Here is a 25,317-nt window from a genome sequence, read left to right as displayed (position 1 = left end):
CGATGCTGCCGCGCTTCTTCATCCACCGCCCGGTCTTCGCCTGGGTCCTGGCCATCTGCATCATGGCGCTGGGCACCATCGCGGTGACCCAGTTGCCGGTGGAGCAGTACCCGGACATCGCGCCACCGCAGGTCAACATCACCGCCAACTACACCGGTGCCTCGGCACAGACGGTGGAAGACAGCGTCACCCAGGTGATCGAGCAGCAGATCAAGGGCATCGACCACCTGCTGTATTTCTCCTCCACCAGTTCGTCTTCGGGCCAGGCGCGGATCACGGTCACCTTCGACCAGCGCGCCAACCCGGACATTGCCCAGGTGCAGGTGCAGAACAGCGTCAACCAGGCGATCAACCGGCTGCCGCAGGAAGTACAGCAGCAGGGCGTCACCGTGGCCAAATCGCAGGGTGATTCGCTGATGGTGGTGTCGCTGTATGACACCCACCGGCGCATGGAACGGGTGGACGTCTCCGATTTCCTGGTCAGCAATGTGCAGGACCCGATCAGCCGCATTCCCGGCGTGGGCGAAATCAACGTGTTCGGTTCGCCCTATGCGATGCGCATCTGGCTGGACCCGCACAAGCTGCGCGCGTTCGATCTGATGCCCTCGGATGTGCGCACCGCGATCCAGGCGCAGAACACCCAGGTCACCGCCGGTGAGCTGGGCGCGTTGCCAACCGGGCCGGCGCAGGCGCTCAACGCCACCGTCACCGCGCAGTCGCGGCTGCAGACCGCCGAGCAGTTCCGCGCGATCATCCTGCGCACCCTGCCCAGCGGCGCGGCCGTGCACCTGAGCGATGTCGCGCGGGTGGAAATCGGCGCGGAAAACTACCAGACCAGCAGCTTCCTCAACGGCTATCCCGCAGCAGGCTTCTCGGTGACGCTGGCCTCCGGTGCCAACGCGCTGGAGACCGCCGATGCGGTGCGCGCCGAGATCGAGCGGTTGCGCCCGAGCTTCCCGCCCGGGCTGGAAGTGGCCTACCCACGCGACAGCACGCCGTTCGTGCGGGTCTCCATCGAGGGGGTCATCCACACCCTGATCGAGGCGATCGTGCTGGTCGTGGTGGTGATGTTCCTGTTCCTGCAGAACCTGCGTGCGACGCTGATCCCGGCGATCACCGTGCCGGTGGTGTTGCTGGGCACGTTCGGCGTGCTGGCGGTGGCTGGCTTCACCATCAACACGCTCACCCTGTTCGCGATGGTGCTGGCGATCGGCTTGTTGGTGGATGATGCGATCGTGGTGGTGGAGAACGTCGAACGCATCATCCATGAGGAGCACCTGCCGCCGCGCGAGGCGACCGAGAAATCGATGGGCGAGATCACCGGTGCGCTGGTCGGCATCACCGTGGTGCTCGGCGCGGTGTTCCTGCCGATGGCCTTGTTCGGCGGCTCCACCGGCATCATCTACCGGCAGTTCTCGATCACGATCGCCTCGGCGATGGCGCTGTCGGCACTGGTCGCGCTGACGCTCACCCCGGCGTTGTGCGCGACCCTGCTCAAGCCATCGAGCGCGCAGACGCCACCGGGCCGCTTCTTCGCCTGGTTCAACCGCGGCGTGGAGCGCAGCCAGAACGGCTACCGCGGCAAGCTGGGCGGCATCGTGGCGCACCCGCGTCGCTGGATGGCCTTCTACGTGCTGCTGGTGGTGGGGGTGGTCGCGTTGTATGCACGGATGCCGACCGGCTTCCTGCCGGTGGAGGATCAGGGCCAGGTGACCTTCCAGTTCTCCACCCCGGAAGGCACGCCGATGGCGCGCACCGAGGCGTTGGGCGAGCAGATCAGTCGCTATTTCATGGAGCACGAGAAGGACAGCCTGGACGTGGTGTTCGTGGTGGTCGGCCGCAACAACGCCGGCACCGGGCAGAACGCGGGGCAGGGGTTCATGGCGCTCAAGCCGTGGTCCGAACGCGATGCCAGGCACAGCGCCGGGGCGATCATCGCCCGCGCCAACGCGCATTTCCGCAATCTGCCCGATGCGAAGGTCAACGTGCTGGCGCCGCCGGCGGTGCGCGGGTTGGGACAGTCCAGCGGGTTCGAATTGTGGCTGCAGGACAACAGCGCCGCCGGCCGGCCGGCGCTGCAGGCCGCCCAGGCAAAGGTGGTGCAGGCTGCCAGCGATGACGACCGGCTCACCTCGGTGCGGTTGAATGGCCTCGGCGACAAGGCCGAGCTGCATCTGGACATCGATCAGGCGCAGGCCAGTGCGCTGGGCCTGGCCCAGGCCGACATCAATTCAACGCTGTCCTCGGCATGGGGCGGCACCTACGTCAACGACTTCCTCGACCGCGGCCGGGTCAAGCGCGTGTACGTGCAGGGCGACCAGCCCTACCGCAGCGTGCCCGACGACATCGGCCAGTGGTATGTGCGCGGCAGCAACGGGCAGATGGCCTCGTTCGCCAGTTTCGCCAGCAGCCACTGGTCACGTGGGCCGCAGCTGCAGCAGCGCTTCAATGGTCTGCCGGCGATGCAGATCCAGGGCAGTGCCGCCGAAGGGCGCAGCTCGGGCGAAGCGATGCAGACCATGCAGACGCTGGTGGCCGAGCAGCCCGGCTTTGCGCTGCAGTGGAGTGGGCTGTCCTACCAGGAGCAGCTGTCCAGCAACCAGACGCTGTGGCTGTACGCGGCCTCCATCGCCTTCATCTTCCTGTGCCTGGCCGCGCTCTATGAGAGCTGGACGGTGCCCGTGGCGGTGATGCTGGTGATCCCGCTGGGCGTGATCGGCACGGTGATCGCCACCACCGCGGCGGGCTTCGTCAACGACATCTACTTCCAGGTGGGGCTGCTGACCACGATCGGTCTATCGGCCAAGAACGCGATCCTGATCGTGGAGTTCGCCGAGGCTGAGTACCGCGCGGGCAGCTCGGCGGTGGAGGCGGCACTGAAGGGCGCGCGCCTGCGCCTGCGGCCGATCGTGATGACCTCGCTGGCCTTCGTGGCTGGCGTGATCCCGCTGGCCCTGGCGACCGGCGCTGGCGCGGTGAGCCGGCGCGAGATCGGTGTCAGCGTGATCGGCGGCATGCTCTCCGGCACGCTGCTGGCGATCCTGCTGGTGCCACTGTTCTTCGTGCTGGTGCGGCGCCTGGGCAAGGCCCGCCCCGATCCGGTGGCAAAACACTGAACGGAGATGCCCTCCGGACCCCCGATTTCATCTTGTTGACCCATTCCGTTCACGGTTTCAATGCCGGTGCGCCATTAGCGTAGATCGTCCCCACACCGCTTGGAGACACGCCATGAATCCCCTGCAGACGGTCGCTCGGACCATGCGAAACGGGTTGGAAGAAGTGGCGGCCCTGCTGGTCGGCCAGCGTGCCGAGTCACTGCGCCAGGACGATACGGCCGCGCCCGGGGTGGGCATCCCGATGCCGCGCCGGCTGCCGCTCAAGCGCCCGCTGCTGCATGGGCGCAAGGGCATGGCCCCGTGGCAGAAGATCGGCCCGGGCCGTCGCTAAGCGCGGTTGGCATCGGCGGGGTGGTTGACCCCGTCATTCACCGGCACCTCGCCGATATCGAACGGATTGACACCGTCCAGGCAGCCGACGTTGTAGCCATATTCCTCCGGTGAAGAACGTCGCTGATGGTGCGTGTAGATGCCGCACACGCCGCAGAAGTGGTGGCGGGCGACGTGCGTGTTGAACTGATACAGCCGCAGTTCGTCATGGCCCTGCACGATCTCCAGATCCGCCAGTTTCACCGAGGCCACGATCGCGCCGCGGCGGCGGCACATGGAGCAGTCGCAACGCCGGGGCGCGACCACGCCGTCGGGCAGGTGCAGGCGCAGGACGACGGCGCCGCAGTGGCAGCGCAGCAGATGGTGGCGCTGGATCGGCACGCCGCCGATGGTGGTCAATCCCTGCATGAGGGGCGCTTCCCGGGTAGCCGTTGGTGGCCAAGTATGCGATCGGGTGGGCAGGCGACGCCATGTGGTGCCGGGTCCGGGGTGAACGCCGGTCCGAAGCTGAACAGGCTCGACATGCAGCGCACACAGGGGTTATGGCTAACTAGCGCCCCGGATAGACGACGGATCGATGCGTGAAGAAGGCAGGACGATGGGGGCTGGCGTTGCTGATGCTGCTGGCGGCGCTGTGGATCACCGGTTTGCTGGCCTACCAGCTGCCGGGTCCGGGCTGGGTGCGGTATCTGCTGGTCGGCCTGTGGGCGCTATTTGCCGTCACCGGTGCGATCGGGGTGGCGCGTGCGCGCGCCGGGCGCTGGCCGGGCGTGCTGTACGGCGTGGCGCTGGTGCTCTCGGGCGTCTGGTGGCTGCTGCTCACCCCGCGTCAGGATCGCGTCTGGGCCGATGATGTCGCCCAGCGGCTGAAGGTGGTCGAGGTGGATGGCCCGCGTGTGGTGCTCGACAACGTGCGTGATTTCACCTGGCGCAGCGAGACCGACTACGACGCGCGCTGGGTACGCCGCGAGTACAACCTGGACCAGCTGCGCTCGGCCGATCTGATCATGTCCTACTGGATGGGCCCGGCGATCGCGCATACGCTGATTTCCTTCGGCTTCGACGACGGTCGCTACCTGGTGTTCTCGCTGGAGATCCGCAAGGAGCGCGGCGAGTCGTTCTCCGCGCTGGGCGGGTTCTTCCGCAAGTTCGAGATGACCCTGGTCGCTTCGGAGGAAACCGACATCGTGCGCACGCGCACCAATGCGCGGGGCGAAGATGTCTATCTGTACCGCCTGCACGGCATGACCCAGGAGCAGCTCAAGGCGCTGTTCGTGTCCTACCTCGGCGAGGCCCGCAAGCTCGATGCCGCGCCGGCGTTCTACAACACGCTGACCAGCAACTGCACGACCATCGTGTACGAACTGGCCAAGCAGATCGCGCCTGGCCTGCCGATGGACTACCGGCTGCTGGCCTCGGGCTACTTCGCCGAATACGCGCGCGATCTGGGGGTGCTCACGCCGGGGGTACCGTTCGAGACGCTGAAGGCACGCGGGCGGATTACCGACCGTGCGCGGGCGAGCAATGCAAACGATGATTTTTCACAGGTGATCCGCCGGGACGTCCCGGGGACAGGGCAGGGAAGCGTTCCATGAGTTCCGCATTGAAGCTGTCGCCGCACCGCGCCTTGCCGATGCTGGCCGTGGTGCTCTCGCTGCTGCTGTCCAGTGGCTGTGCGATGGTCACCATGAAGCAGGTGGCCCCGACCGAATACCTCGCCAACAAGCGCGGCGACGTGCTGACCTCGGGCAAGCTCAGCGCTGCCTCGCAGGAAACGCTGAGCGTGATCGGGATGGACGTGGCGCAGTGCGAAAAGGACGTGGCCAGCTGCCAGAAGACGCTGGAAGAGACCGATGTCCTGCCCGAGGAACAGCGCCTTTCAGCGCAGTCCGAGCTGTGGGTGAAGACCGCGTTGGCGCTGACCCCCAAGCCCAAGGACCGCGAAAAGACGCCGATGTCCGACGCCGCCCTGGATGCGTGGCTGGAAGCGGCGCGGTATGCGTATGCGTACCTGTTCTTCAGCGGGCGCACGCCTTCAGACCGCGCCTTCGAGGATCGCCAGACGCAGGTACGCGATTACTACAACTACGCCGCCGAGCAGACCGCATCAGTGGTGTTCAAGCGCAGCCGCGAGAGCGCGCTGGAAGGCGAGGATTACAACGCTGCCGTGGCCGGGGAGCGCTGGACGCTGACCTCTGATTTCGATGAGCTGCGCATGCAGAGCATCCCGACCCGGATGGTGTCCGCCTCGGCGGTGAGTTTTGCCGGGCTGCGCAGCACCTATCGCCGCGATGGCTTCGGCGCCGAGCTGGTGGTGATCATGGACCCACCCAAGCTGGTCGCACCGGCCGACGGCGGGAAGGCGGAGATTCCGCAGTACAGCGAGATGTCCGCGATCAACGCCACCGCCCTGCTGCGCTTCAAGGGCGACAATCTGCAGCAGGTGCTCGATACCACCCAGGTGCTGTTTGATGTGTACTCGCCCGAGTCCACCGAGAGCGTGGACCTGCACGGTGAGAAGGTTCCGCTGGCGGGCAACTTCACCGCAGCCTACGGCTTGTGGCTGGCCCAGTCCGGCTTTGCCACGCAGTCGCTGCGCACGCTGTTCGGCCTGAGCGAAGGCATCGGCGCGCCGCACATATACCTGATGCAGCCGTGGGACCCGAATCGCCGCATCATCTTCATGCTGCATGGCCTGGGCAGCAGCCCGGAAGCCTGGGTCAACGTGGCCAACGAGATCATGGGCGATCCCGAGCTGCGCCGGCATTTCCAGGTCTGGCAGGTGTACTACCCGACCAACGCCCCGATCGCGTTGAACCGCTACGAGATCAACCAGGCCTTCAACAACACGCTCAAGCACTTCGACCCGACCGGCAGCACGCCGGCCGCCAAGGACATGGTGTTCATCGGCCACAGCATGGGCGGCGTGCTTGCACGCCTGCTGGTGACCTCCTCCGGCGATGTGCTGTGGAACGATCTGCTGGCCAACTACGATCTGAAGGGCGAGCGCCTGAAGCGCGTCGAGGCCAAGCTCGGCCCGCTGCTGCACTTCACCGCCGAGCCGAACGTGGAGCGGGTGATTTTCATCGCCGCGCCGCACAAAGGCACGGACATCGCGGGCAACCGGCTGGGGCGCCTGATCGGCCGGCTGGTGCGGTTGCCGATCACCATCCTGGGCAAGTTCGAGGATGTGTTCCTGACCCTGCAGGAATCCGAATCGGCCAACAGCACCACCAAGCTGCAGATTCCCAACAGCATCGACAACCTCAAGGCCAGCGATCCGTTCGTGAAGGCCGCTGGCGCGCTGCCGATCACACCGGGGCTGAAGTACCACTCGATCATCGCCCAGCGCAAACCGGAGGTGCCGTTGCTGCAGTCCGACGATGGCCTGGTGCCGTACTGGAGCGCGCATCTGGAGGGGGCGGTATCGGAGAAGGTGATCATCTCCGGGCACAGCGTGCAGGAGACCCCGCAGGCCGTGCTGGAGATCCGCCGCATCCTGCGAGAGGACCTGAAAGAGGTCGGCGACACGCATCCGTGAGGATGCGCGCGCCACGCCACCGCGCTCAGATCCGCCGCGCCACCGCCACGCTGAGCATCGCCAGCACCAGCATGATCGCGAAGGTCAGCAGGTAGCCCAGGGCTTCCCGGCCCTCCAGGAACAGCGCGAACAACGAGCCGGACACGGCCAGCGTGGTCGCCACGCCCAGGGCTTCGCTGAGCTGCAGGGCGGAGGTGTTGGCGCCCTGGTGGGCCGGCGCTGACAGCGACAACGTGAGCACCGACAGGCTGGGATAGATCAGTCCCATGCCCAGCCCGGTCAGCACCCAGCCCACCATCGCCGACCACAGCGGCATGCCCGGCTGGATCGCCAGCGACGTGGCCAGGATGCCCACGCACATCAACAGCGCGCCGGACTGCAGCAACTGCCGGCGTGACCAGCCGCGCTGCTGGTGGCCCTGCAGCCACGAGCCGGCAAACCAACCCAACGCGCCCAGGCTCAGTGCCACGCCCGCCAACAGCGGGGTCAAGCCGCGCTCGCGCTGCAGCAGCAAGGGCAGGAAGGCTTCGCAACCGAAAAACGCGGACGCCGCGATCCCACGCAGCGCGATCACGCTGGGCAGGCCGCGGCGCAGGGTCAACGTGCCGGTAGGCAGGAGCTTCCAACTGCACAGTGCCAGCACGGCCAGGGCCGGTGCCAGCAGCGCTGGCGCGAGCCATCCCTGCTGCTGGCCGCCGATATACAGCATGAGCGCGCCGAGGGAGGCACCCACGGCCCAGGGCACGACGTTGCGGCCGGTGCTGCCCGCGGCCACCACGCCGATCTGGCGCAGGGCGGGGCGCAGCAGCAACGCCGCCGGAATCGCCAGCAGCGGCACGATCAGAAACACCCAGCGCCAGCCCAGGTGCTGCACGATCAGGCCGCTGATGCTGGGGCCGATCAGCGAAGGCACCACCCAGCCGGCGGAGAAGGCGGCGAACACGCGTGGCCGCATCGGCTCGGGGAACGAGCGCCCGACCAGCACATACAGCGCCACGGAAATCGCGCCGGCCCCCAGCCCCTGCATCAGGCGCCCAAGCACCAGCACCGGCATGTGCTGGGCAAAGCCGGCGACCAGCAGGCCGGCGATGAAGCACGCCAGGCCCAGCCACAGCGGGCGCGCCGGGCCCTGCTGGTCGCTCCAGCGCCCGGACAGCGTCATCCCGATCACGCTGGTGGCCAGGGTGCCGCCGAACGCCAGCGCGTACAGGCGCAGCCCGTCCAGGTCATGGGCCACGGTGGGCATCGCGGCGGCCACGGCCAACGCCTCGAAGCCATGCAGCGAGACCAGCGCGACCATGCCGATCGTGGTTGCCCGGTAGGCCGGCGACAGGATCGAGGGGATCGGCGTGTCCTCCACCGGGACGGTGGCGGGCGGAGAGGAAACTTCAGCGGACATGCGGGTTCCAGACATCGGTAGGAGCGCCGGGCTTGCAGTGCACCCCCAGCGGCGCGCAGGATGCCACCTGAACCATGGTTGAGGTCAAGCAGTGATCGCGCAGGAACTGAGTGTAGGCGAGGTCGCCAAACGGAGCGGGGTGGCCGTCTCGGCGTTGCATTTCTATGAGCGCAAGGGGCTGATCCGCAGCCTGCGCACCGCCGGCAACCAGCGGCGCTTTGCCCGCGATGTGCTGCGCCGGTTGGCGGTGATCCGTGTGGCCCAACGGGTCGGGATGCCGCTGGAGGCGGTCGCGACCGCATTTGCGGCGCTGCCGGAGAACAAGACGCCGACCAAGGCCGAGTGGGCGAAGATGTCGGCGTTGTGGCGCAGCGAGCTGGACCAGCGCATCGAGCAGTTGCTGCTGCTGCGCGACCAGCTCACCGACTGCATCGGCTGCGGCTGCCTCTCGTTGAAACGCTGCCGCCTGACCAACCCCGGCGACACGCTCGGCGATCAGGGCGACGGCCCCCGCCGCTGGGAGTAGTGCCGGCCGCTGGCCGGCTCTCGAAGTGCCCTCCGTCGCCAGGAGCCGGCCAGCAGCCGGCACGACCGGGCCCGGTGCTGCAGGGACCGGTAGTGCCGGCGATGTGGGGGGTAGTGCCGGCCGCTGGCCGGCACCGCCCTCACCAGACGGTGAACACCTGCCCGCTCTGGATGCCTTCCACGCTGCGCTGGTAGGCCAGCGACGCGCGTTGCGCCGTCACCGGTTCAAAGCCCGGGAAGTACGCGCCGTAGTCATCCATCGATTCGGCCAGCACATTCGGGCTCACGGCGTTGATGCGCAGCCCCCGCGGCAGCAACTCGCAGGCGGCGGCGCGCACGAAACCTTCCAGTGCGGCGTTGGCTGCCGTGGCATTGGCGCCATCGCGGATCGGCTGGGCGCTGATGATGCCGCTGGTCAGGGTGATCGAGCCGCCGGTGTTCAGGTGATGCTGGGCGGCCAGGCTCAGCCGCACCTGGCCGAGCAGCTTGTCCTGCAGGCCGAGGTTGAAGTCGGCCGGCCGCATCTGCGCCAGCGGACCGAAGTGGACCCGGCCGGTGGTCGCGATCACGGCATCGACCTTGCCCACCTTCGCGAACAGCGCCTGCACGCTGGCATCGTCGGTCAGATCGACCTGCGCATCGCCACCATGACGGCCGGCGCGGATAACCTCATGGTGGGCGCCCAACGTGCTGGCGACGGCCTGGCCCAAGGTGCCGCTGGCACCGACAAGCAGGATCTTCATGTGCATGTCTCCCGTAAACGTAGGGGTAACGCCACGCCCTGCGTGGCTGCGCCTGGTCGTCAATCATTCGCCGCCGACAATGCCTGCCCACGCGTCGTCGCCGCGTCGATCGCGCGCGCGACCATGGTTTCAAAGCCGTCGGACTGGAAGCTCTCGATCGCGGCCTGGGTGGTGCCGTTCGGTGAGGTTACCCGACGACGCAGCTCGGCCGGGGCTTCGCCGGATTCATCGAGCATGCGCGAGGCACCGAGCAGCGTCTGCACCACCAGGGTGCGGGCCGCTTCGGCCGGCAGACCCTGGGCGATGCCGGCCGCTTCCATCGCTTCGGCCAGCAGGAACACATAGGCCGGGCCACTGCCGGAGACGGCGGTGACGGCGTCCATGCGCGCTTCGTCATCGATCCACACGGTGCGGCCGGCGCTGGCCAGCACGGTGTCGGCCTGCGCGCGCTGCGCGGCGCTGACCGTGGCGGTGGCGAACAGCCCGGTCACGCCCGCGCCGAGCAGGGCCGGCGTGTTGGGCATCGCGCGGACCACCGCCATGCCACTGCCCAGCCAACGGTCCAGCTGGCCGCTGGTGATGCCGGCCGCGATGGAGACCACCAGCGGCTGCTTGCCTTGGGCGATATCGGTCAGCGAGGCGCAGACATCACGCAGCACCTGCGGTTTGACTGCCAGCACCCAGACCGTGCCCTGCGCGGCGGCTTCGCTCGCGCTGGCGTAGGTCTTGATGCCGAATTCGGCGGTCAGCTGCTCACGCAGTTCGGTCACCGGCTCGGCCACATGGAGGCTGGCCGGGGCCACGCCCTGGCGGACCAGGCCGGCGATCAGGCTGCGGGCCATGTTGCCGCCGCCGATGAAGGTGATGGGGGACGTGCTCATGAACTCTCCTTGGAACGGGCGGGGCGCTCAGGCCGGTCGCGGGCGTGCGCCGAACAGCGCGGTGCCGATGCGGACCAGGGTGGCGCCATGGGCGATGGCCTCAGGGTAATCGCTGCTCATCCCCATCGACAGCGTATCCACCTGCGGATGCGCTGCCGCCAGCGTGGCAAACAGCGCGGCCATCCGGGTGAAGGCGGCCTGGCGACGCTCGGGATCGGGCCAAGGCGCCGGGATCGCCATCAGCCCGCGCAGGCGCAGCTGCGGCGCCGCAGCGATGGCGGCCGCGAGCGTGTCGATGTCTTCCGGCGCGCAGCCGTGCTTGCTCTCCTCGTCATCGATGTTGACCTGGATCAGCACGTTCAGCGGCGGCTGGCCGACCGGGCGGTGCGTGGCCAGTGCGGTGACCAGCTTGAGGCGGTCCACGCTCTGCACCCAGTCGAAATGGCGGGCAGCCAGCTCGGCCTTGTTGGACTGCAGATTACCGATCAGGTGCCACTCCAGGCCCAGCGGCGCCAGCGCCTCGATCTTGGCCACCGCCTCCTGCACGTAGTTCTCCCCGAAGGCTCGCTGGCCCTGCGCGGCCAGGGCCTGCACGGCCTCGGCCGGCTGCGTCTTGGAGACCGCCAGCAGGCGCGGATCTGGCCGCCCGGCGGCAGCGGCCGCGTTGTGCAGGTTCGTCAGGAGGGTCGGCAGGGCTTGGGCGGTCACGGCGGGTCCGGTGGATCAGGGGCTGGCGCGTATTGTGCACATCTCGCTCTATACTGCCGCCCGGGGAAAGAACCTTCCAGTCGCAGCAGTCATGGGGAGTAGCAGCGCATGGATATCGCCGAGCTGTTGGCGTTTTCTGTAAAGAACAAAGCGTCGGATCTTCATCTGTCGGCCGGCCTGCCGCCGATGATCCGCGTCGACGGCGATGTCCGTCGCATCAATATTCCGGCCCTGGACCACAAGCAGGTCCACGCGCTGGTGTACGACATCATGTCGGACAAGCAGCGCCGCGATTACGAAGAATTCCTCGAGGTCGATTTCTCGTTCGAGATTCCCTCGCTGGCGCGCTTCCGAGTCAATGCCTTCAATCAGAACCGCGGCGCGGGTGCGGTGTTCCGTACCATTCCCTCCGAGGTGCTCACGCTGGAAGACCTGGCCTGCCCGCCGATCTTCCGCGAGCTGATTGACCAGCCGCAGGGCCTGATCCTGGTCACCGGCCCGACCGGTTCGGGCAAGTCGACCACGCTGGCGGCGATGATCGACCACATCAACAAGAACGAATACGGCCACATCCTCACCGTCGAGGATCCGATCGAATTCGTGCACACCTCGCAGAAGTGCCTGATCAACCAGCGCGAAGTGCATCGCGACACGCACGGCTTCAACGAAGCGCTGCGTTCGGCCCTGCGTGAGGATCCGGACATCATCCTGGTCGGCGAACTGCGCGATCTGGAAACGATCCGTCTGGCGCTGACCGCGGCGGAAACCGGCCACCTGGTGTTCGGCACGCTGCACACCAGCTCGGCCGCCAAGACCATCGATCGCATCATCGACGTGTTCCCCGCCGGCGAAAAGCCGATGGTGCGCTCGATGCTGTCCGAGTCGCTGCGCGCGGTGATCTCGCAGGCGCTGCTGAAGAAGGTGGGGGGGGGGCGTACCGCCGCCTGGGAAATCATGGTCGGCACCCCGGCCATCCGCAACCTGATCCGCGAGGACAAGGTCGCGCAGATGTACTCGGCGATCCAGACCGGCCAGCAGATGGGCATGATGACCCTGGACCAGCACCTGCAGGATCTGGTCAAGCGCAGCCTGATCACCCGCAACCAGGCGCGCGAGTACGCCAAGGACAAGCGCATCTTCGAATGATGGTAGAGCCGGGCGCTGCCCGGCTTCCTGCACCGCCGGCCGTTGGCCGGCTCCCGGCAATCTTCGGAGCACACCGCAATGAACACCACCACCACCATCGACTTCACCTCGTTCCTCAAGCTGATGGCGCACCAGAAGGCGTCGGACCTGTTCATCACCGCGGGCATGCCGCCGGCGATCAAGGTCAACGGCAAGATCTCGCCGATCACCCAGACACCGCTGACGCCGCAGCAGAGCCGCGACCTGGTGTTGAACGTGATGACGCCGGCACAGCGCGAAGAGTTCGAAAAGACCCACGAGTGCAACTTCGCCATCGGCCTGTCCGGTGTCGGCCGCTTCCGCGTGAGCTGCTTCTACCAGCGCAACCAGGTCGGCATGGTGCTGCGCCGGATCGAGACGCGCATTCCCACCGTGGAAGAGCTGAGCCTGCCGCCGATCATCAAGACGCTGGCGATGACCAAGCGCGGCATCATCCTGTTCGTCGGCGCGACCGGCACCGGCAAATCGACCTCGCTGGCGGCGATGATCGGCTACCGCAACCACAACTCGACCGGGCACATCATCACCATCGAAGACCCGATCGAATTCGTTCACAAGCACGAGGGCTGCATCATCACCCAGCGCGAAGTGGGCATCGATACCGACAGCTGGGAAGCGGCGCTGAAGAACACCCTGCGCCAGGCACCGGACGTGATCATGATCGGCGAGGTGCGCACCCGCGAGGGCATGGATCACGCCATCGCCTTCGCTGAGACCGGCCACCTGGTGCTGTGCACGTTGCACGCCAACAACGCCAACCAGGCGATGGACCGCATCATCAACTTCTTCCCGGAAGACCGCCGCAACCAGTTGCTGATGGATCTCTCGCTGAACCTCAAGGGCGTGGTCGCCCAGCAGCTGATTCCCTCGCCGGATGGCAAGTCGCGCAAGGTCGCGATGGAGATCATGCTCGGCACGCCGCTGGTGCAGGATTACATCCGCGATGGCGAGATCCACAAGCTCAAGGAAGTGATGAAGGACTCCGTGCAGCTGGGCATGCGGACCTTCGATCAGAGCCTGTTCGAGCTGTATCAGGCCGGCGAGATCAGTTACGAAGACGCGCTGCGTTATGCGGATTCGCAGAACGAAGTACGCCTGCGCATCAAGCTGTCGCAGGGTGGCGATGCACGCACGCTGTCGCAGGGGCTGGACGGGGTGGAGATTTCGGAAGTCCGCTGACACAGCGGGCTTCAACAGGCGGCGCGGCGCTGGGATGGTCGCGCCGTCCTGGGCAACCGGGGTGCAGGGGCGCCGGCACCTTGCCGGTATCAACGTATCAGGTGATGGGCATATGGACATGCACGATCCGTACCGCGCGCCGGCGGCTTCCAGCGCGCAGCGTTGATCCAACAGCTGCAGCAGCGGCGATGGGTATCGATCAAGGATAAAAAGGTCACCTACGCGCTGCCGGGATGATGCGTATCTGCTTCATGCCTCGATTGATTAGCCACGCTCATGACCGAACGTACCCCACACCATCCAATCTCCGCCGCCGACAGGGCTATCGTGGCACTCCCCCATGACGCCGGTCCCACCGGCAGGAGCAGCACCATGCAGACACGTGAACTGGGCCGCAGCGGCCTGCGGGTTTCCGCCCTCGGCCTGGGCTGCATGGGGCTGAGCTACGGCTATGGCCCGGCCACCGACCGTACCGAGGCGATCGCGCTGTTGCGCGCTGCGGTCGAGCAGGGCGTCACCTTCTTTGATACCGCCGAAGCCTATGGCCCCTTCTTCAACGAGGAACTGCTGGGCGAGGCGCTCGCGCCGTTCCGCGACCAGCTGGTGATCGCCACCAAGTTCGGCTTCAAGGGTGGCCATGCCGACGCCGGTCTGGACAGTCGCCCCGAGCGTATCCGCGCGGTGGCCGAGGCCAGCCTGGCGCGGCTGAAGACCGACCGCATCGATCTGTTCTACCAGCACCGGGTGGACCCGAACGTGCCGATCGAGGACGTGGCCGGCACGGTCAAGGACCTGATCGCCGAGGGCAAGGTGAAGCACTTCGGGTTGTCCGAAGCCGGTGTCGACATCATCCGCCGCGCGCATGCTGTGCAGCCGGTGGCGGCGCTGCAGAGCGAGTATTCCCTGTGGTGGCGCGAGCCGGAACAGGCCGTGCTGCCGGTGTTGGAAGAGTTGGGGATCGGCTTCGTGCCGTTCAGCCCGCTCGGCAAGGGCTTCCTGACCGGTGCGATCAACGTGGATACGCAGTTTGCGGCCGATGACTTCCGCAACAGCGTGCCGCGGTTTGCCGCGGAGGCGCGGCAAGCCAACCAGGCGCTGGTGGACCGCATCAGCGCGATTGCCGCCGAGAAGGGCGCAACGCCGGCACAGGTCGCCTTGGCGTGGCTGCTGGCGCGCAAGCCGTGGATCGTGCCGATTCCTGGTACCACCAAGCCGCATCGCCTGACCGAGAATCTTGGCGCGGCGGCCGTCGTGTTGAGTAATGCGGACATGCAGCAGATCGGCGAGGCGCTGGACAGCATCGCCATCGTCGGGGATCGCTACAACGCCGAGCGGCAGAAGCTGGTCGCGCGCTGAGCGGGGCGACGGGGCGCACGACCAACGGTCGTGCGCTACCCGTCCCACGGATGTCGGGTAGGTGCCGACCGTCGGTCGGCACGCGCCTCACCCGCGAATGAACGCCAACAGATCCGCGTTGATCACGTCCGCATGCGTCGTACACATCCCGTGCGGATAGCCCTTGTAGACCTTCAACGTGCCGTGCCTGAGCAGCTTGATCGCCAGCTCTGCTGAATCGGCGATCGGCACGATCTGGTCGTCGTCGCCGTGCATCACCAGCACCGGCACGTCGATCTTCTTCAGGTCTTCGGTGAAGTCGGTTTCCGAGAAGGCCTTGATGCAGTCGTAGTGCGCGTTGATCGCGCCCATCATGCCCTGCCGCCACCAGTTGTCGACGATGCCCTGCTGTGGCGGCGTGCCCTCGCGGTTGAAGCCGTAGAAGGGAATCGGCACGTCGCGGTAGAACGCCGCACGACCCGCGACCAGTGCCTGGCGGAAGCCATCGAAAACCTCTTTCGGCGTGCCGCCCGGGTTGGCCTCGCTCTTGACCATGATCGGCGGCACCGCACCGATCAGCACGGCCTTGGCCACGCGCCCGGGTTTGGCCTGCGCCACATAGTGCGCGACTTCGCCACCGCCGGTGGAATGCCCGATGTGGATCGCATCGCGCAGGTCCAGGTGATCGGCCAGCGCGTTGACGTCGGCGGCGTAGGTGTCCATCTCATGCCCGCCGCTGGTCTGCGAGGAGCGGCCATGCCCGCGGCGGTCGTGCGCGATCACGCGGTAGCCCTGCAGCAGGAAGAACTGCAGTTGGGTATCCCAGTCATCGGCGCTGAGCGGCCAGCCGTGATGGAACACGAGGGGCTGACCCTTGCCCCAGTCTTTGTAGAAGATCTCGGTCTTGTCGGCGGTGGTGACGTAGGGCATGGCACGGAACTCCTGAGGGAGGGAGGGGCGCAGCGGGGTACCCGTGCATGCTGCGTCTACAGGGTGTTCAGGCGGGATGAAAGGGGGATGTCGATTTCGCGACCCTGGCGCAGCTGAATCAATCTCCCCAACATCTGTCACGCCGATCGTGTCTAATACCGCTCCCCACGTCACACCCCCACCCCCATGTCCCTTGATTCCCATGGCCCCGCGCCGTGCGACGACGCTGACGGCCACCTGGTCACCGCAGGCCCGCTGACCCCGCCACCGGACAGCGCCGGCACCGTGGCCGACGAGAAAGCCCTGCGCCATTCCGTGGCCGAAGACGTGCAGGGCATGGTCCTGGCGACCCTGGTCGCCTCGCTCGGCCTGGCGATCTTCGCCAAGGGTGGGCTGATGATCGGCGGCATGGCCGGGCTGGCGTTTCTGGCCCACTACGCCTTCGGCTGGAACTTCGGCCTGGTATTCGTGCTGGTCAACCTGCCGTTCTATTGGGTGGCCGTGCGCCGCATGGGCTGGGAATTCACCCTGAAGACCTTCGCGGCGGTCACCGCCTGCGGCGTGCTGACCGACCTGCTGCCGCGCTGGGCCGATTTCGCCCACATGAGCTCGCTGTACTCGGCGATCGTCGGTGGCGCACTGGCGGGTCTGGGCATCCTGTTCTACATCCGCCACCGGGCCAGCCTGGGCGGCATCGGCATCCTGGCCGTGTACCTGCAGCGCACCCGCGGCTGGAGCGCCGGCAAGGTGCAGATGTCGTTCGACACACTGCTGATGTGCGTGGCGTTCTCGGTGCTGTCCCCGTCCAAGGTGATGTACTCGGCGATTGGCGCGGTGGTGCTCAGCCTGGTGCTGATGTTCAACCACCGCCCGGGCCGCTACATGGGCGTCTGACGCCCGTTACTCGCCCTGCGGTGGCACCGCAACGACGGTCACGCCGGAGACCCAGCGGCGGCTGCGCAGGTCCAATGCGGCCGCCTGTTCACCCGGGCCGCGGTACAGCCACAGCTGGCAGCACAGGGCATGGTCGCCGGCATAGCTGCTGCGCAGCGCGATGAGCGTGGCGCTGTAGCACTGCTTCCCCGAGCGGATCACGGTGTCGGCGGCGGTATCGAAGGTATAGCTCCCCGCGCCGCGCCACGGCCAGAGGTCTGTCTCACCGGGATCGGTGCCGGCCGGGACCGGGCAGCGTCCCTGCTCATCGCCGAAATGCGCGACGCCGTCGCCATCAACGGTCAGCGCGGCCAGCAGGCGCTCGATGTGCCTGAGCAGGCGCCGGTCCGCTGCGATCGCCGTGGCGGACGCATCCAGCGGTTCGCCGTCGACATGCATCACCGGATCGGCCAGCCGATGCTCGCGGCCGTAGCGCACCTTCAACCGGGTCGTCGGGCTGCGTTCGCGTGGGTCGGCCGACAACGGCCGGTTCAGCAGCAGGGTATCGCCGTAGTAGTCGCCATCGCGGTAGGCGATGAAGCTGACCCCGTCGATACGCAGCCAGTACAGGCCCTGATCGCTGCCACGCCCGCTGAGGCCGTATTGGCCCTGTGCCCAAGGGCGCTGCGGGTCCAGGCTGTCCGGCACCACGAAGCCGCGCTGCGGATCCCGCCGCAGCATGTCCACCTGCGTGTACAGGCCGGTGCCGCCGCTGTAGGCGCTCTGCACCAGGTCACGCTGGCCGTCGCCATCCAGATCGAGCAGGGAGAGCGACAGCTCGCCCATCTCCACCGGCACGCTGTGCTGGGCATCGGTCCCGCGCAGGTAGCGGGTCACCGCGTCCCAATCGGCCGGGGTGATGTTGGCCGGGCGCACCAGCGCGGGCAGCGGCGCATCGCTGTCGCCGGCCACCGGGATCTGCAGGTCGATGCCGGTTTCGTCGCGGTAGCGGGCCAGCACGGTATCGATCGGGGCCGGGTCGTCGACCGGCACCGCGGCGATCTCCGCGCGCAGGCGCTCCAGCACGCCGTCCAGGTCGCTTGCGGCAGCCAGCGGGGGCAGGCTCAGGGCAGCGAGCAGCGCAGCCCGCACGACGGGGTGCGTCACTTCTGGCGCCAGGTCGGCTTGAGCGTGTCGATGCGCTTGAACACCGGGCAGTCCGGGGCGTGCGCGCCGGGCAGGTAGCCCAGGCTCATCAGGAACTCGCCGGTGATCTCCCCGCCGGTGAAGCGGAAGGTCTTCTTGAACAGCTTCACCCAGCCGGCCTTGTCCAGCGGATGGTGGGCATCCAGCCAGCCGACGAAACTGCCGTGGCTGGCCCGCAGCTGCTGGATCACCTGGGCGTTGTGGACCGCTGCGTGCACCTTGAGCCGGTTGCGGATGATGCGGGCATCGTTGAGCAGGCGCTCGATCTCACGCTCGCCATAGGCGGCCACCGTGTCCACGTCGAAACCATCGTAGGCCGCACGGAAGCCCTCGCGCTTCTTCAGGATGGTCTCCCAGCTCAGGCCGGCCTGGTTGATCTCCAGGATCAGGCGCTCGAACAGTTCGCGCTCCTCACGCTGCGGGAAGCCGTACTCGTGGTCATGGTAGTGGCCGTGGACCGGATGGCCGGGGGCGATGAGGCAGTAACCGGACACGTGCAGCTCCTTGCGATGGCGGATCAGGCGCACGGGCCGGGGCACGCACGCAGGCCTGCATTATGTCAGCGCGAAAGCGCACATCACGGCCAGCGGCTAGAATGGGGCCATGTCTGAACTGTCTACTTCGCTTGCCCACCACCTGCTGGTCGCGCTGCCGTCGCTGACCGACCCCACCTTTGCCCGTACCGTGGCGCTGATCTGCCAGCACGACGAGAACGGCGCGATGGGCGTGCTGGTCAACCAGCCCTCCGAGTACACCCTCGGCGAGGTGCTGGCCCAGATGGAAATCACCACCACCAGTGACACCCTGCCTGGCCAGATCGTGCTCAACGGCGGCCCGGTGCATCCCGAGCGCGGCTTCGTGATCCATGACGATGCGCGCAACTGGGATTCCAGCCTGGCCGTGGGCGAGGGCGTGTTCCTCACCACCTCGCGCGACATCCTTGAAGCCATGGCCCGTGGCGAGGGCCCGCGCAATGCGCTGGTCACCCTGGGCTGCGCCGGCTGGAGCGAAGGGCAGCTGGAGTCCGAGCTGGCCGAGAACAGCTGGCTGGCCGTGCCGGCCGACGCCGAGCTGTTGTTCAACACGCCGTTCGAACAGCGTTGGCAAGGTGCGGCGGCACGTATCGGCGTGGACCTGTTCCGCCTCACCGATTACAGCGGCCATGTCTGAGCCGGCCACGCCAGCGCCTGCTGCGGCCACGCCGCCAACCATCCGCCGTGATGGCACGGTGCTCGGCTTCGACGTCGGTTCGCGCCGCATCGGCGTGGCCATCGGCAGCTCGTTCGGCACCCATGCGCGGGCGATCGCGGTGGTCGATGTCCACGGCCATGGCCCGGACTGGACCGCGGTGGAGCGCCTGATCAAAGAGTGGCGGCCGGACGGCCTGGTGGTCGGCGATCCGCTGACCCTGGACGGCCAGGACCAGCCCAACCGCAAGCGTGCGCAGGGCTTTGCCCGCCAGCTGCGGGAACGTTTCAAACTGCCGGTGGTGCTGGTCGACGAGCGTTCCAGCTCGGTCGAGGCGGCACGCCGGTTCGCGGTCGAGCGCGCCGAAGGCCGCAAACGCCGTCGCGATGCCGCTGCACTCGATGCAGTGGCCGCGGCGGTGATCATCGAACGCTGGCTCTCCTGCCCGGATGACGCCACCCCCGTTTCCTGACCCTCAGACCCTGCCCATGACCGCCTCGCAACTCGATTCCGATGGACGCCTGCGCCACCTGCTGACCCTGGAGGGTCTGCCCCGCGAAACCCTGCTGCAGCTGCTCGACCGCGCCGGCCAGATCCGCGACGCGGCTGTCGGCCGGGTCGGCAACAAGCGTCATGTGCTCGGTGGCTCGGCGGTCTGCACGCTGTTCTTCGAACCGTCCACGCGCACCCGCAGCTCGTTCCAGCTGGCCGCGCAGCGGCTGGGCGCGGACGTGCTGAACTTCGACGCCTCCACGTCCTCCACCCGCAAGGGCGAGACCGCCTGCGACACGCTGAAGAACCTGGAAGCCATGGGCGTGCGCGGCTTCGTGGTGCGGCATCCCGATGATGGCGCGGTGGCAGCGCTGGCCGCGGTGGCGGGCGAGGGTACCGCCCTGGTCAACGCCGGTGACGGGCGCAGCTCGCACCCGACCCAGGGCCTGCTGGACATGCTGACCCTGCGCCAGGCCAAGGGCAGCGATTTCTCGAAAATGAAGGTGATCATCGTCGGCGACGTGAAGCACTCGCGCGTGGCCCGCACCGACCTGCATGCCCTGCGCACGCTGGGCGTCGGCGAGATCCGCGTGTGCGGCCCGCAGTCGCTGTTGCCGGACGATGACACCCTCAAGGGCTGCATCGTTGGCGATGATTTCGACGCCATGCTGGAAGGCGCCGATGCGTTGATGATGCTGCGCCTGCAGCGCGAGCGCATGGAAGAAGGCCTGGTGCCCTCGCTGGAGCAGTACCACGCGCAGTACGGCCTGGATGCCGCGCGCTTGAAGCGTGCCGGCACCGACGCCGCCGTGTTGCACCCGGGCCCGATCAACCGCGGCGTGGAAGTGACCGACGAGGTGGCCGACGGCCCGCAGTCGTGGGTACTGCGCCAGGTCGCCAACGGCGTCGCCGTGCGCATGGCGGTGCTGGAAACGTTGTTGGGGTAAGCGGAAAGCTATGGCGGAGCTTCTTCGAAAGCTCCGCATCTTAGCGAGAACATCTTTACCAAGAGCTTCTTGCGCTCATCTCCTGCCTTGCCAACTCAACTTTCTGGCTTAGCTCTATCAAGCCGTCCTTGAGCTGTTGGTGGTTGTCCTCTTCAGAGTATTCAATGAAGTTAAGGTTCAAGGATGTGGAGTAGACGTTCCGGACCTCAGGAACGTACTGATTTTTGGGGATGGTGAAAAAGTGGGTTTGGGTGTAGGAGTTTCTGTACTTGTAGTCTTCGAGTAAGTAGCGGATATCAGGGTCCTCAAGTCCACAGCCTACGAATAAAAAAGAGTGTGTACTTAGGAGTGAATAAAGCAATTCATAGAACGTTCGATGTTCGTTTCTTGCTTTCGCGTAATCACTGCGTGTGAAGATAAGAGCGTTGGGGGAGCCGATGCTTCCATGACTCTTTATTAGGAGCGGGGTTCGTCTTCTAATGGCTTGCGCTACATCGGTATCTTTGTAGGTTTTTACCGTTACTGTGTTGTTGCCGCGATCGGCGACAAGAGTGTCGTAGATTGTGTCGATGTTTGGAGTTATGGTGATTCTTGCATCTAATGACCAAAGGGTTTCATGAATTCCGGCGTGACGAAATCCGGGTGTTTGAAATTCCTCGATCATGAGGGTTGCGAATGCTTCTTCGCCTAGTTTGTTCTTAATTACTTCGCAAGCCGTGAGCAGGTCATTTCTTGAGATAAGCTCTCTGATTTGTTTGACGATCTTTGAGTTCCCTGATCCAATCTTCTTTGCTCCTGCTTCTAGAAAACCCGGCCAGCTTTTTGGTCTCGATTTCCCGTCTTGGCCGACAGAATTCATTGAAACTCCCGCGCCTAGAAAGAGTACGGCTCTTCGCGCGGCAATGTCAGAAACCAATGCGTCCGGCCACTTCATGCCCAGTCTGCCTCAGCAAGGTTTTGGTCGAGATGGTTTGCGATCTCGGATATTACTTGGTTGAATTCCTTTACCTTATCAAAGTGCGCGCCGACAATACCATCAGCAGATTTCAGCGCAAAGATTGGCTTGACCGCGGTTTGTGACATCGGAACAAGGCTCTGGAAGTAGGGAATCTCTCCAAGTTTATAGTTGAGAATTGCTCCGTCGTTCAGTGGCTTGATTAGGCTTTTCTCAATTGCCGGAGCAATTCTCTTGATGATTTTTTCGAAAGATTTTACCGGCTGCTTCTTGCCGCCAACAGTCTTTGCGGTATATTGCTGAGTAACGTATCCAATAAATCTTATCTTGTCCGTGCTCGTGGCTACGCCGTCTTCCATTTCGAACGGACTTCCGTTTTCCTCTTCATACACCTCCAAGCCTCTTTCAACTCCTTTCAGCCATCCCTGAATTGCGATTTGAATGTTCTGAAGTCCCCTTAGGCTAAAAATGTCAGACGACATCGGAAGGATGAAGTAGTCGCACGCTAATAGAACCGTTCTATTTATGGCGCCTAGCGACGGGCCAATGTCGAAAAATACATAATCATATCCTTGAGTCTTTGCCCAGGAGAGCATTGCTTTTAGGAAGTAGGTAGTATTAAGGCCGCGCTCTTGTCCATTCGTCGCATCGAGCCAATCCTTGGAAAGAAAGTCTTCCGCCAGAGAGAATTTAGGGTCGCCGGGAACAATGTCCACACCAAATCCGACGCTTTTCGTTACCGGTGGTGATCCAAACCCCTTTGATTTCTTTAGTGACGTAATAAGCGAGTTGATGGTGCTCCCGTCAGTTGAAGACGAGTACAGCTTTTCTACCTTCGTTTCAGAAAGCATATAGGCCGTGGCGTTGCACTGGGGGTCTGCATCAACAACTAGTACTCGTTTTTTCTCGACAAGCGCAAAATACGCGGCGAGATTACATAGTAGAGTGGTCTTTCCCACTCCCCCTTTGTTGTTGAAAACGCATAGGGTGTGCATAGAGTGACTATTGCGATAGCGGCGGTTTCCAGATGCTATCAGTTCATCTGGATGAATAACCACGCCCACATCGCCGCATCGGCATAGGTGGCGTCCCAGGCGTTGTGGTTGCCTTCGGGGTACTCGGTGTAGCGCACGTCCTTCGCGCCGGCCTGCTGGAACGCGGCGTGCAGCTTGCGGTCGTCGTCCGGCGGCACCAGGTCGTCCAGCGCGCCATGAAACATCCAGATCGGGACGTTGCGCAGGCGTTGGGCGATGGCGGCGTACGGGTCGCTCTGGCCGGCCACGGCCTCCACCTGCAGGTCCGGGCGGCTCTGGTGCGGGGACAGCACCGCGCCGCAGACCGGCACGATGGCGGCGAAGCGGGTCGGTTCGGCCAGCGCGATGTTCCAGCTGCCGTAGCCGCCCATCGACATTCCGGTCAGGTACTGCCGCTGCGGGTCGGCACCAAACTCGGCGATGGCGGCATCCAGTGCAGCCAGCGCGATGCGGTTGTTCTCGCCGGACCACTCCTGGTCATCGGGCGTCTGCGGCAACACGACCAGCGCGGGGAAGGTGGAGGCGTGCTGGCGCAGGTAGGGCCCAAGCCCGGCCTGGGTCTGGCGGCGGCCGTCGCGGCCACGCTCACCGGAGCCATGCAGGAACAGCACCACGGGCAGTTCGCCGCGTGAGGCCGCTGCGTTGCGAGGAACGAACACCTGGTAATACGCAGTCTGCCCATCCACCTTGACCGCACGGCCGACGAACTGGCCACCGGCGGCATCAGGGGTGCTCGCACAGCCGGCCACTGTCATCATCGCCACCGCCCACAGCAGCCAGCTTCCCCAGCGTCGCGCCATTGTCGTGCCTTGTCTGAAATCGATTTCAGTCTAGGCCCGGTGGCGCGCCGGAGCATCTTGCAGTGCATCAGTGCGGGCGCGGGGCCGCAGCCAGGATGTCCAGCTGTTCGATCGCCTCGGGGTGACCGTCGGCGGCGGCCGCCTGCACCTGCGCCAGACTGGGGTGGACCACCAGCAGGATCGGGTTCTCGCACTGCGGGCAGTCGAACTGCGCTTCGTCTTCGTGCAGTTCCATCGGCATCTGCCGCGCGCTGCCCTGCCATTCGCAGGCGGCGCAGGTATACGTCGCGTCGCGCCAGCCGGGCTGGAAGTAGTTGTCGAGGGTCAGGGCCATGCGGTGTCCAGGGTCAGTGCAGCAGGATCAGGCTGGCCAGGCCGAGGAAGCTGAAGAAGCCCATGACATCGGTGACAGCGGTCACCACCACGGTACCGGCCACGGCCGGGTCCACGTTCATGCGCTTGAGCAGCAGCGGCAGCAGCACACCGGCCAGGGCCGCGGCGCAGAAGTTGATGATCAGCGCCAGGGTGATCACCAGCGACAGCAGGAAGCTGTGGAACCAGAGGTAGGCGATGATGCCGACCACGGTGCCGATCAGGGTGCCGTTGATCAAGGCGACGCGTGATTCCTTCCACAGCAGGATGCGCGCGTTGCTCTGGCCGACCTGGCCCAGCGCGATGCCGCGCACCATCAGGGTCAGCACCTGCACGGCGGCATTGCCGCCCACGCCGGCCACGATCGGCATCAGCACCGCCAGCGCCACCACTTTCTGCAGGGTCAGCTCGAACTGGCCGATCACGCTGGCCGCCAGGAACGCGGTGCACAGGTTGATGCCCAGCCAGACCACGCGACCGCGCACGGCGCGCTTGATCGGCGAGAACAGATCTTCTTCTTCATCCAGGCCGGCGGCGCCCAGCGCCTGGTGCTCGGCCTGCGACCGGATGATGTCGACCACGTCATCGATGGTGATGCGGCCGAGCAGGATGTTGTTGTCGTCCACCACCGGGGCGGACACCCAGTCATGATCGGAGAACTGGCGCGCGACTTCATCGGCGCTCTCGCCGACATCGATCGCCGGCTGCTCGTCATCGATCAGGCGGTTGATCGGGGTGTTGTCCTCGTGCGTCACCAGCGCGGCCAGCGACAGGCGGCCCAGGTACTGGTGGCGGCGACTGACCACGAACAGGTGATCGGTGTGGTCGGGCAGTTCGCCGCGCAGGCGCAGGTAACGCAGCACCACATCGACATTGACGTCGGCGCGCACGGTGACCACGTCCGGGTTCATCAGGCGGCCGGCGCTGTCCTCGGGATAGGACAGCACCTGCTCAAGCCGCTCGCGGTTCTCGCGGTCCATCGACTTGAGCACTTCATCGATGACCGTGTCCGGCAGGTCTTCGACCAGATCGGCCAGGTCATCGATGTCCAGATCTTCGACCGCGGCGATGATCTCGTCCGGGTCCATGTCGGCCAGCAGGCTTTCGCGCACTTCCTCGCCGACGTGGACCAGTACCTCGCCGTCGTCTTCCGGATCCACCAGGCCCCAGACGATCTCACGCTTGCCCGGCGGCAGCGATTCGAGCAGGTTGCCGATTTCCGCCGGCGCCAGGGTATTGACCAACCGACGGACCGGACCCAGCCGCCCGCTGTCCAGTGCATCGGACAACAGCCGCAGCTGGCGCGCCGTCTTGTCGTGGCGTACGGCTTCGGCCATGCGCAGCTCCTGCGGAAAAAGAAAAAGGCCGCTATCCGGTAGAGGATGCGGCATGGGCGGTGGTCACCGCGTCATTATCGCGTGCTTGTGTGTCAATCGGGTAGCGCGCAGACGGCGATGCGCGTGGGACGCACGCATTCAACGACGGTAGTGCCGGGCCCGGGGCGGCCACCCCCCCACGCGCAACCAAAGGTGAGTCCGGGCCGGGCCCCGGCCGGCCCAACCCGGGCCGGTGGGGCGA

At 65.8% G+C, this 25,317-nt stretch carries 25 protein-coding genes; 12 read left to right on the top strand and 13 right to left on the bottom strand.

The genetic code is table 11. The annotated features are described in order from the left end of the window. Nucleotides 1–2 precede the first annotated feature (2 nt). Nucleotides 3–3,116: an efflux RND transporter permease subunit gene (locus ABE546_RS10130; RefSeq protein WP_346463557.1), complete on the top strand. Its 3,114-nt coding sequence runs from the start codon at nt 3–5 to the stop codon at nt 3,114–3,116. Nucleotides 3,117–3,228: 112 nt separating this feature from the next. Next, the gene (locus ABE546_RS10125) at nt 3,229–3,447 is read left to right on the top strand and encodes a hypothetical protein (RefSeq protein ID WP_143592064.1); all 219 of its coding nucleotides are present in this window, start codon (nt 3,229–3,231) and stop codon (nt 3,445–3,447) included. Here the strand turns inward: ABE546_RS10125 and ABE546_RS10120 are convergent. Next, entirely contained in the window at nt 3,444–3,854 is a 411-nt protein-coding gene (locus ABE546_RS10120) for a GFA family protein (protein ID WP_313212130.1), read from the bottom strand. The genes ABE546_RS10125 and ABE546_RS10120 overlap by 4 nt on opposite strands. Nucleotides 3,855–4,063: 209 nt before the next feature. On the opposite strand from ABE546_RS10120, the gene ABE546_RS10115 reads away from it, so the two are divergent. Beyond that, a complete protein-coding gene (locus ABE546_RS10115; RefSeq protein WP_313212145.1) occupies nt 4,064–5,041 on the top strand; it encodes a DUF4105 domain-containing protein in 978 nt (325 codons plus the stop codon). Nucleotides 5,042–5,079: 38 nt separating this feature from the next. Further along, nucleotides 5,080–6,987, top strand: a complete 1,908-nt coding sequence (locus ABE546_RS10110) for an alpha/beta hydrolase (RefSeq protein WP_346463665.1) — start codon at nt 5,080–5,082, stop codon at nt 6,985–6,987. A 25-nt stretch (nt 6,988–7,012) separates the two neighbouring features. Here the strand turns inward: ABE546_RS10110 and ABE546_RS10105 are convergent, their stop codons facing one another. After that, on the bottom strand, nt 7,013–8,386 hold the full coding sequence (locus tag ABE546_RS10105; RefSeq protein ID WP_346463555.1) for an MFS transporter: 1,374 nt from the start codon (nt 8,384–8,386) through the stop codon (nt 7,013–7,015). 91 nt (nt 8,387–8,477) lie between these two features. Here ABE546_RS10105 and soxR point away from each other — a divergent pair, with 91 nt between their 5' ends. Beyond that, the gene (soxR, locus tag ABE546_RS10100) at nt 8,478–8,912 is read left to right on the top strand and encodes a redox-sensitive transcriptional activator SoxR (RefSeq protein WP_176990998.1); all 435 of its coding nucleotides are present in this window, start codon (nt 8,478–8,480) and stop codon (nt 8,910–8,912) included. 139 nt (nt 8,913–9,051) lie between these two features. Here soxR and ABE546_RS10095 read toward each other — a convergent pair whose 3' ends face one another. The 3 genes from ABE546_RS10095 to ABE546_RS10085 are packed head-to-tail and all read right to left on the bottom strand — an operon-like array spanning nt 9,052 to nt 11,243. Next, entirely contained in the window at nt 9,052–9,654 is a 603-nt protein-coding gene (locus ABE546_RS10095) for a short chain dehydrogenase (protein WP_313212132.1), read from the bottom strand. 59 nt (nt 9,655–9,713) lie between these two features. Next, nucleotides 9,714–10,535, bottom strand: a complete 822-nt coding sequence (gene proC, locus ABE546_RS10090; RefSeq protein WP_346463552.1) for a pyrroline-5-carboxylate reductase — start codon at nt 10,533–10,535, stop codon at nt 9,714–9,716. A gap of 27 nt (nt 10,536–10,562) precedes the next feature. After that, nucleotides 10,563–11,243, bottom strand: a complete 681-nt coding sequence (locus ABE546_RS10085; RefSeq protein WP_346463550.1) for a YggS family pyridoxal phosphate-dependent enzyme — start codon at nt 11,241–11,243, stop codon at nt 10,563–10,565. Nucleotides 11,244–11,351: 108 nt separating this feature from the next. Here ABE546_RS10085 and ABE546_RS10080 point away from each other — a divergent pair, with 108 nt between their 5' ends. The 3 genes from ABE546_RS10080 (at nt 11,352) to ABE546_RS10070 (ending at nt 14,963) form a co-directional block, all read left to right on the top strand. Next, complete coding sequence (locus ABE546_RS10080; protein WP_019185385.1) at nt 11,352–12,389, top strand: type IV pilus twitching motility protein PilT; 1,038 nt, start codon at nt 11,352–11,354, stop codon at nt 12,387–12,389. Between the two features lie 78 nt (nt 12,390–12,467). Then, nucleotides 12,468–13,607 (top strand): PilT/PilU family type 4a pilus ATPase, encoded by a 1,140-nt coding sequence (locus ABE546_RS10075; RefSeq protein ID WP_313212136.1) that lies wholly within the window; start codon nt 12,468–12,470, stop codon nt 13,605–13,607. A 372-nt stretch (nt 13,608–13,979) separates the two neighbouring features. Further along, on the top strand, nt 13,980–14,963 hold the full coding sequence (locus tag ABE546_RS10070) for an aldo/keto reductase (protein ID WP_346463549.1): 984 nt from the start codon (nt 13,980–13,982) through the stop codon (nt 14,961–14,963). Nucleotides 14,964–15,050: 87 nt separating this feature from the next. On the opposite strand, the gene ABE546_RS10065 is transcribed toward ABE546_RS10070, so the two are convergent. Further along, nucleotides 15,051–15,872 carry an alpha/beta hydrolase gene (locus ABE546_RS10065; protein ID WP_346463547.1) on the bottom strand — a complete coding sequence of 274 codons (822 nt, stop codon included), beginning with the start codon at nt 15,870–15,872 and terminating at the stop codon, nt 15,051–15,053. Between the two features lie 186 nt (nt 15,873–16,058). Between ABE546_RS10065 and ABE546_RS10060 the strand changes: the two genes are divergently transcribed. Then, nucleotides 16,059–16,766: a YitT family protein gene (locus tag ABE546_RS10060; protein ID WP_179460934.1), complete on the top strand. Its 708-nt coding sequence runs from the start codon at nt 16,059–16,061 to the stop codon at nt 16,764–16,766. A gap of 6 nt (nt 16,767–16,772) precedes the next feature. Here ABE546_RS10060 and ABE546_RS10055 read toward each other — a convergent pair whose 3' ends face one another. Then, a complete protein-coding gene (locus ABE546_RS10055) occupies nt 16,773–17,912 on the bottom strand; it encodes a hypothetical protein (protein WP_346463546.1) in 1,140 nt (379 codons plus the stop codon). After that, a complete protein-coding gene (locus tag ABE546_RS10050) occupies nt 17,909–18,445 on the bottom strand; it encodes a DNA-3-methyladenine glycosylase I (RefSeq protein WP_346463663.1) in 537 nt (178 codons plus the stop codon). Before ABE546_RS10050 ends, ABE546_RS10055 begins: the two co-directional genes overlap by 4 nt. 109 nt (nt 18,446–18,554) lie before the next feature. On the opposite strand from ABE546_RS10050, the gene ABE546_RS10045 reads away from it, so the two are divergent. Genes ABE546_RS10045 through ABE546_RS10035 form a run of 3 tightly spaced genes read left to right on the top strand, consistent with a single transcriptional unit; the run spans nt 18,555 to nt 20,578 of the window. Then, nucleotides 18,555–19,121, top strand: a complete 567-nt coding sequence (locus ABE546_RS10045) for a YqgE/AlgH family protein (RefSeq protein WP_313212141.1) — start codon at nt 18,555–18,557, stop codon at nt 19,119–19,121. Next, entirely contained in the window at nt 19,114–19,611 is a 498-nt protein-coding gene (gene ruvX, locus ABE546_RS10040; protein ID WP_313212142.1) for a Holliday junction resolvase RuvX, read from the top strand. The genes ABE546_RS10045 and ruvX overlap by 8 nt, the downstream gene beginning before the upstream one ends. A gap of 16 nt (nt 19,612–19,627) precedes the next feature. After that, nucleotides 19,628–20,578, top strand: coding sequence for an aspartate carbamoyltransferase catalytic subunit (locus ABE546_RS10035; protein WP_313212143.1), 951 nt, complete (start codon nt 19,628–19,630; stop codon nt 20,576–20,578). Nucleotides 20,579–20,633: 55 nt separating this feature from the next. Here ABE546_RS10035 and ABE546_RS10030 read toward each other — a convergent pair whose 3' ends face one another. The 5 genes from ABE546_RS10030 to mgtE form a co-directional block, all read right to left on the bottom strand. Then, on the bottom strand, nt 20,634–21,437 hold the full coding sequence (locus tag ABE546_RS10030) for an SIR2 family protein (protein ID WP_346463544.1): 804 nt from the start codon (nt 21,435–21,437) through the stop codon (nt 20,634–20,636). A gap of 71 nt (nt 21,438–21,508) precedes the next feature. Then, nucleotides 21,509–22,528, bottom strand: coding sequence for a ParA family protein (locus ABE546_RS10025; protein WP_346463542.1), 1,020 nt, complete (start codon nt 22,526–22,528; stop codon nt 21,509–21,511). Between the two features lie 38 nt (nt 22,529–22,566). Next, complete coding sequence (locus tag ABE546_RS10020; protein ID WP_346463540.1) at nt 22,567–23,367, bottom strand: prolyl oligopeptidase family serine peptidase; 801 nt, start codon at nt 23,365–23,367, stop codon at nt 22,567–22,569. A 67-nt stretch (nt 23,368–23,434) separates the two neighbouring features. After that, a complete protein-coding gene (locus tag ABE546_RS10015; RefSeq protein ID WP_152153549.1) occupies nt 23,435–23,701 on the bottom strand; it encodes a hypothetical protein in 267 nt (88 codons plus the stop codon). Nucleotides 23,702–23,714: 13 nt separating this feature from the next. After that, nucleotides 23,715–25,076, bottom strand: a complete 1,362-nt coding sequence (mgtE, locus tag ABE546_RS10010) for a magnesium transporter (protein WP_123728558.1) — start codon at nt 25,074–25,076, stop codon at nt 23,715–23,717. Between the last annotated feature and the right edge of the window lie 241 nt (nt 25,077–25,317).

Source organism: Stenotrophomonas sp. TWI377, from assembly GCF_039674525.1.
Lineage (GTDB): Bacteria > Pseudomonadota > Gammaproteobacteria > Xanthomonadales > Xanthomonadaceae > Stenotrophomonas.
The sequence above is the reverse complement of the archived record's forward strand: the minus strand, read 5'-3'. Positions and strand labels throughout refer to the sequence as shown.

Coding starts and splice junctions, on each gene's coding strand:
- ABE546_RS10130 (WP_346463557.1), top strand. CDS start 3: ATGCTGCCGCGCTTCTTCATCCACCGCCCGGTCTTCGCCTGGGTCCTG.
- ABE546_RS10125 (WP_143592064.1), top strand. CDS start 3,229: ATGAATCCCCTGCAGACGGTCGCTCGGACCATGCGAAACGGGTTGGAA.
- ABE546_RS10120 (WP_313212130.1), bottom strand. CDS start 3,854: ATGCAGGGATTGACCACCATCGGCGGCGTGCCGATCCAGCGCCACCAT.
- ABE546_RS10115 (WP_313212145.1), top strand. CDS start 4,064: ATGCTGCTGGCGGCGCTGTGGATCACCGGTTTGCTGGCCTACCAGCTG.
- ABE546_RS10110 (WP_346463665.1), top strand. CDS start 5,080: ATGCTGGCCGTGGTGCTCTCGCTGCTGCTGTCCAGTGGCTGTGCGATG.
- ABE546_RS10105 (WP_346463555.1), bottom strand. CDS start 8,386: ATGTCCGCTGAAGTTTCCTCTCCGCCCGCCACCGTCCCGGTGGAGGAC.
- ABE546_RS10095 (WP_313212132.1), bottom strand. CDS start 9,654: ATGAAGATCCTGCTTGTCGGTGCCAGCGGCACCTTGGGCCAGGCCGTC.
- proC (WP_346463552.1), bottom strand. CDS start 10,535: ATGAGCACGTCCCCCATCACCTTCATCGGCGGCGGCAACATGGCCCGC.
- ABE546_RS10080 (WP_019185385.1), top strand. CDS start 11,352: ATGGATATCGCCGAGCTGTTGGCGTTTTCTGTAAAGAACAAAGCGTCG.
- ABE546_RS10075 (WP_313212136.1), top strand. CDS start 12,468: ATGAACACCACCACCACCATCGACTTCACCTCGTTCCTCAAGCTGATG.
- ABE546_RS10070 (WP_346463549.1), top strand. CDS start 13,980: ATGCAGACACGTGAACTGGGCCGCAGCGGCCTGCGGGTTTCCGCCCTC.
- ABE546_RS10065 (WP_346463547.1), bottom strand. CDS start 15,872: ATGCCCTACGTCACCACCGCCGACAAGACCGAGATCTTCTACAAAGAC.
- ABE546_RS10060 (WP_179460934.1), top strand. CDS start 16,059: ATGTCCCTTGATTCCCATGGCCCCGCGCCGTGCGACGACGCTGACGGC.
- ABE546_RS10045 (WP_313212141.1), top strand. CDS start 18,555: ATGTCTGAACTGTCTACTTCGCTTGCCCACCACCTGCTGGTCGCGCTG.
- ruvX (WP_313212142.1), top strand. CDS start 19,114: ATGTCTGAGCCGGCCACGCCAGCGCCTGCTGCGGCCACGCCGCCAACC.
- ABE546_RS10035 (WP_313212143.1), top strand. CDS start 19,628: ATGACCGCCTCGCAACTCGATTCCGATGGACGCCTGCGCCACCTGCTG.
- ABE546_RS10030 (WP_346463544.1), bottom strand. CDS start 21,437: ATGAATTCTGTCGGCCAAGACGGGAAATCGAGACCAAAAAGCTGGCCG.
- ABE546_RS10025 (WP_346463542.1), bottom strand. CDS start 22,528: ATGCACACCCTATGCGTTTTCAACAACAAAGGGGGAGTGGGAAAGACC.
- ABE546_RS10020 (WP_346463540.1), bottom strand. CDS start 23,367: ATGGCGCGACGCTGGGGAAGCTGGCTGCTGTGGGCGGTGGCGATGATG.
- ABE546_RS10015 (WP_152153549.1), bottom strand. CDS start 23,701: ATGGCCCTGACCCTCGACAACTACTTCCAGCCCGGCTGGCGCGACGCG.
- mgtE (WP_123728558.1), bottom strand. CDS start 25,076: ATGGCCGAAGCCGTACGCCACGACAAGACGGCGCGCCAGCTGCGGCTG.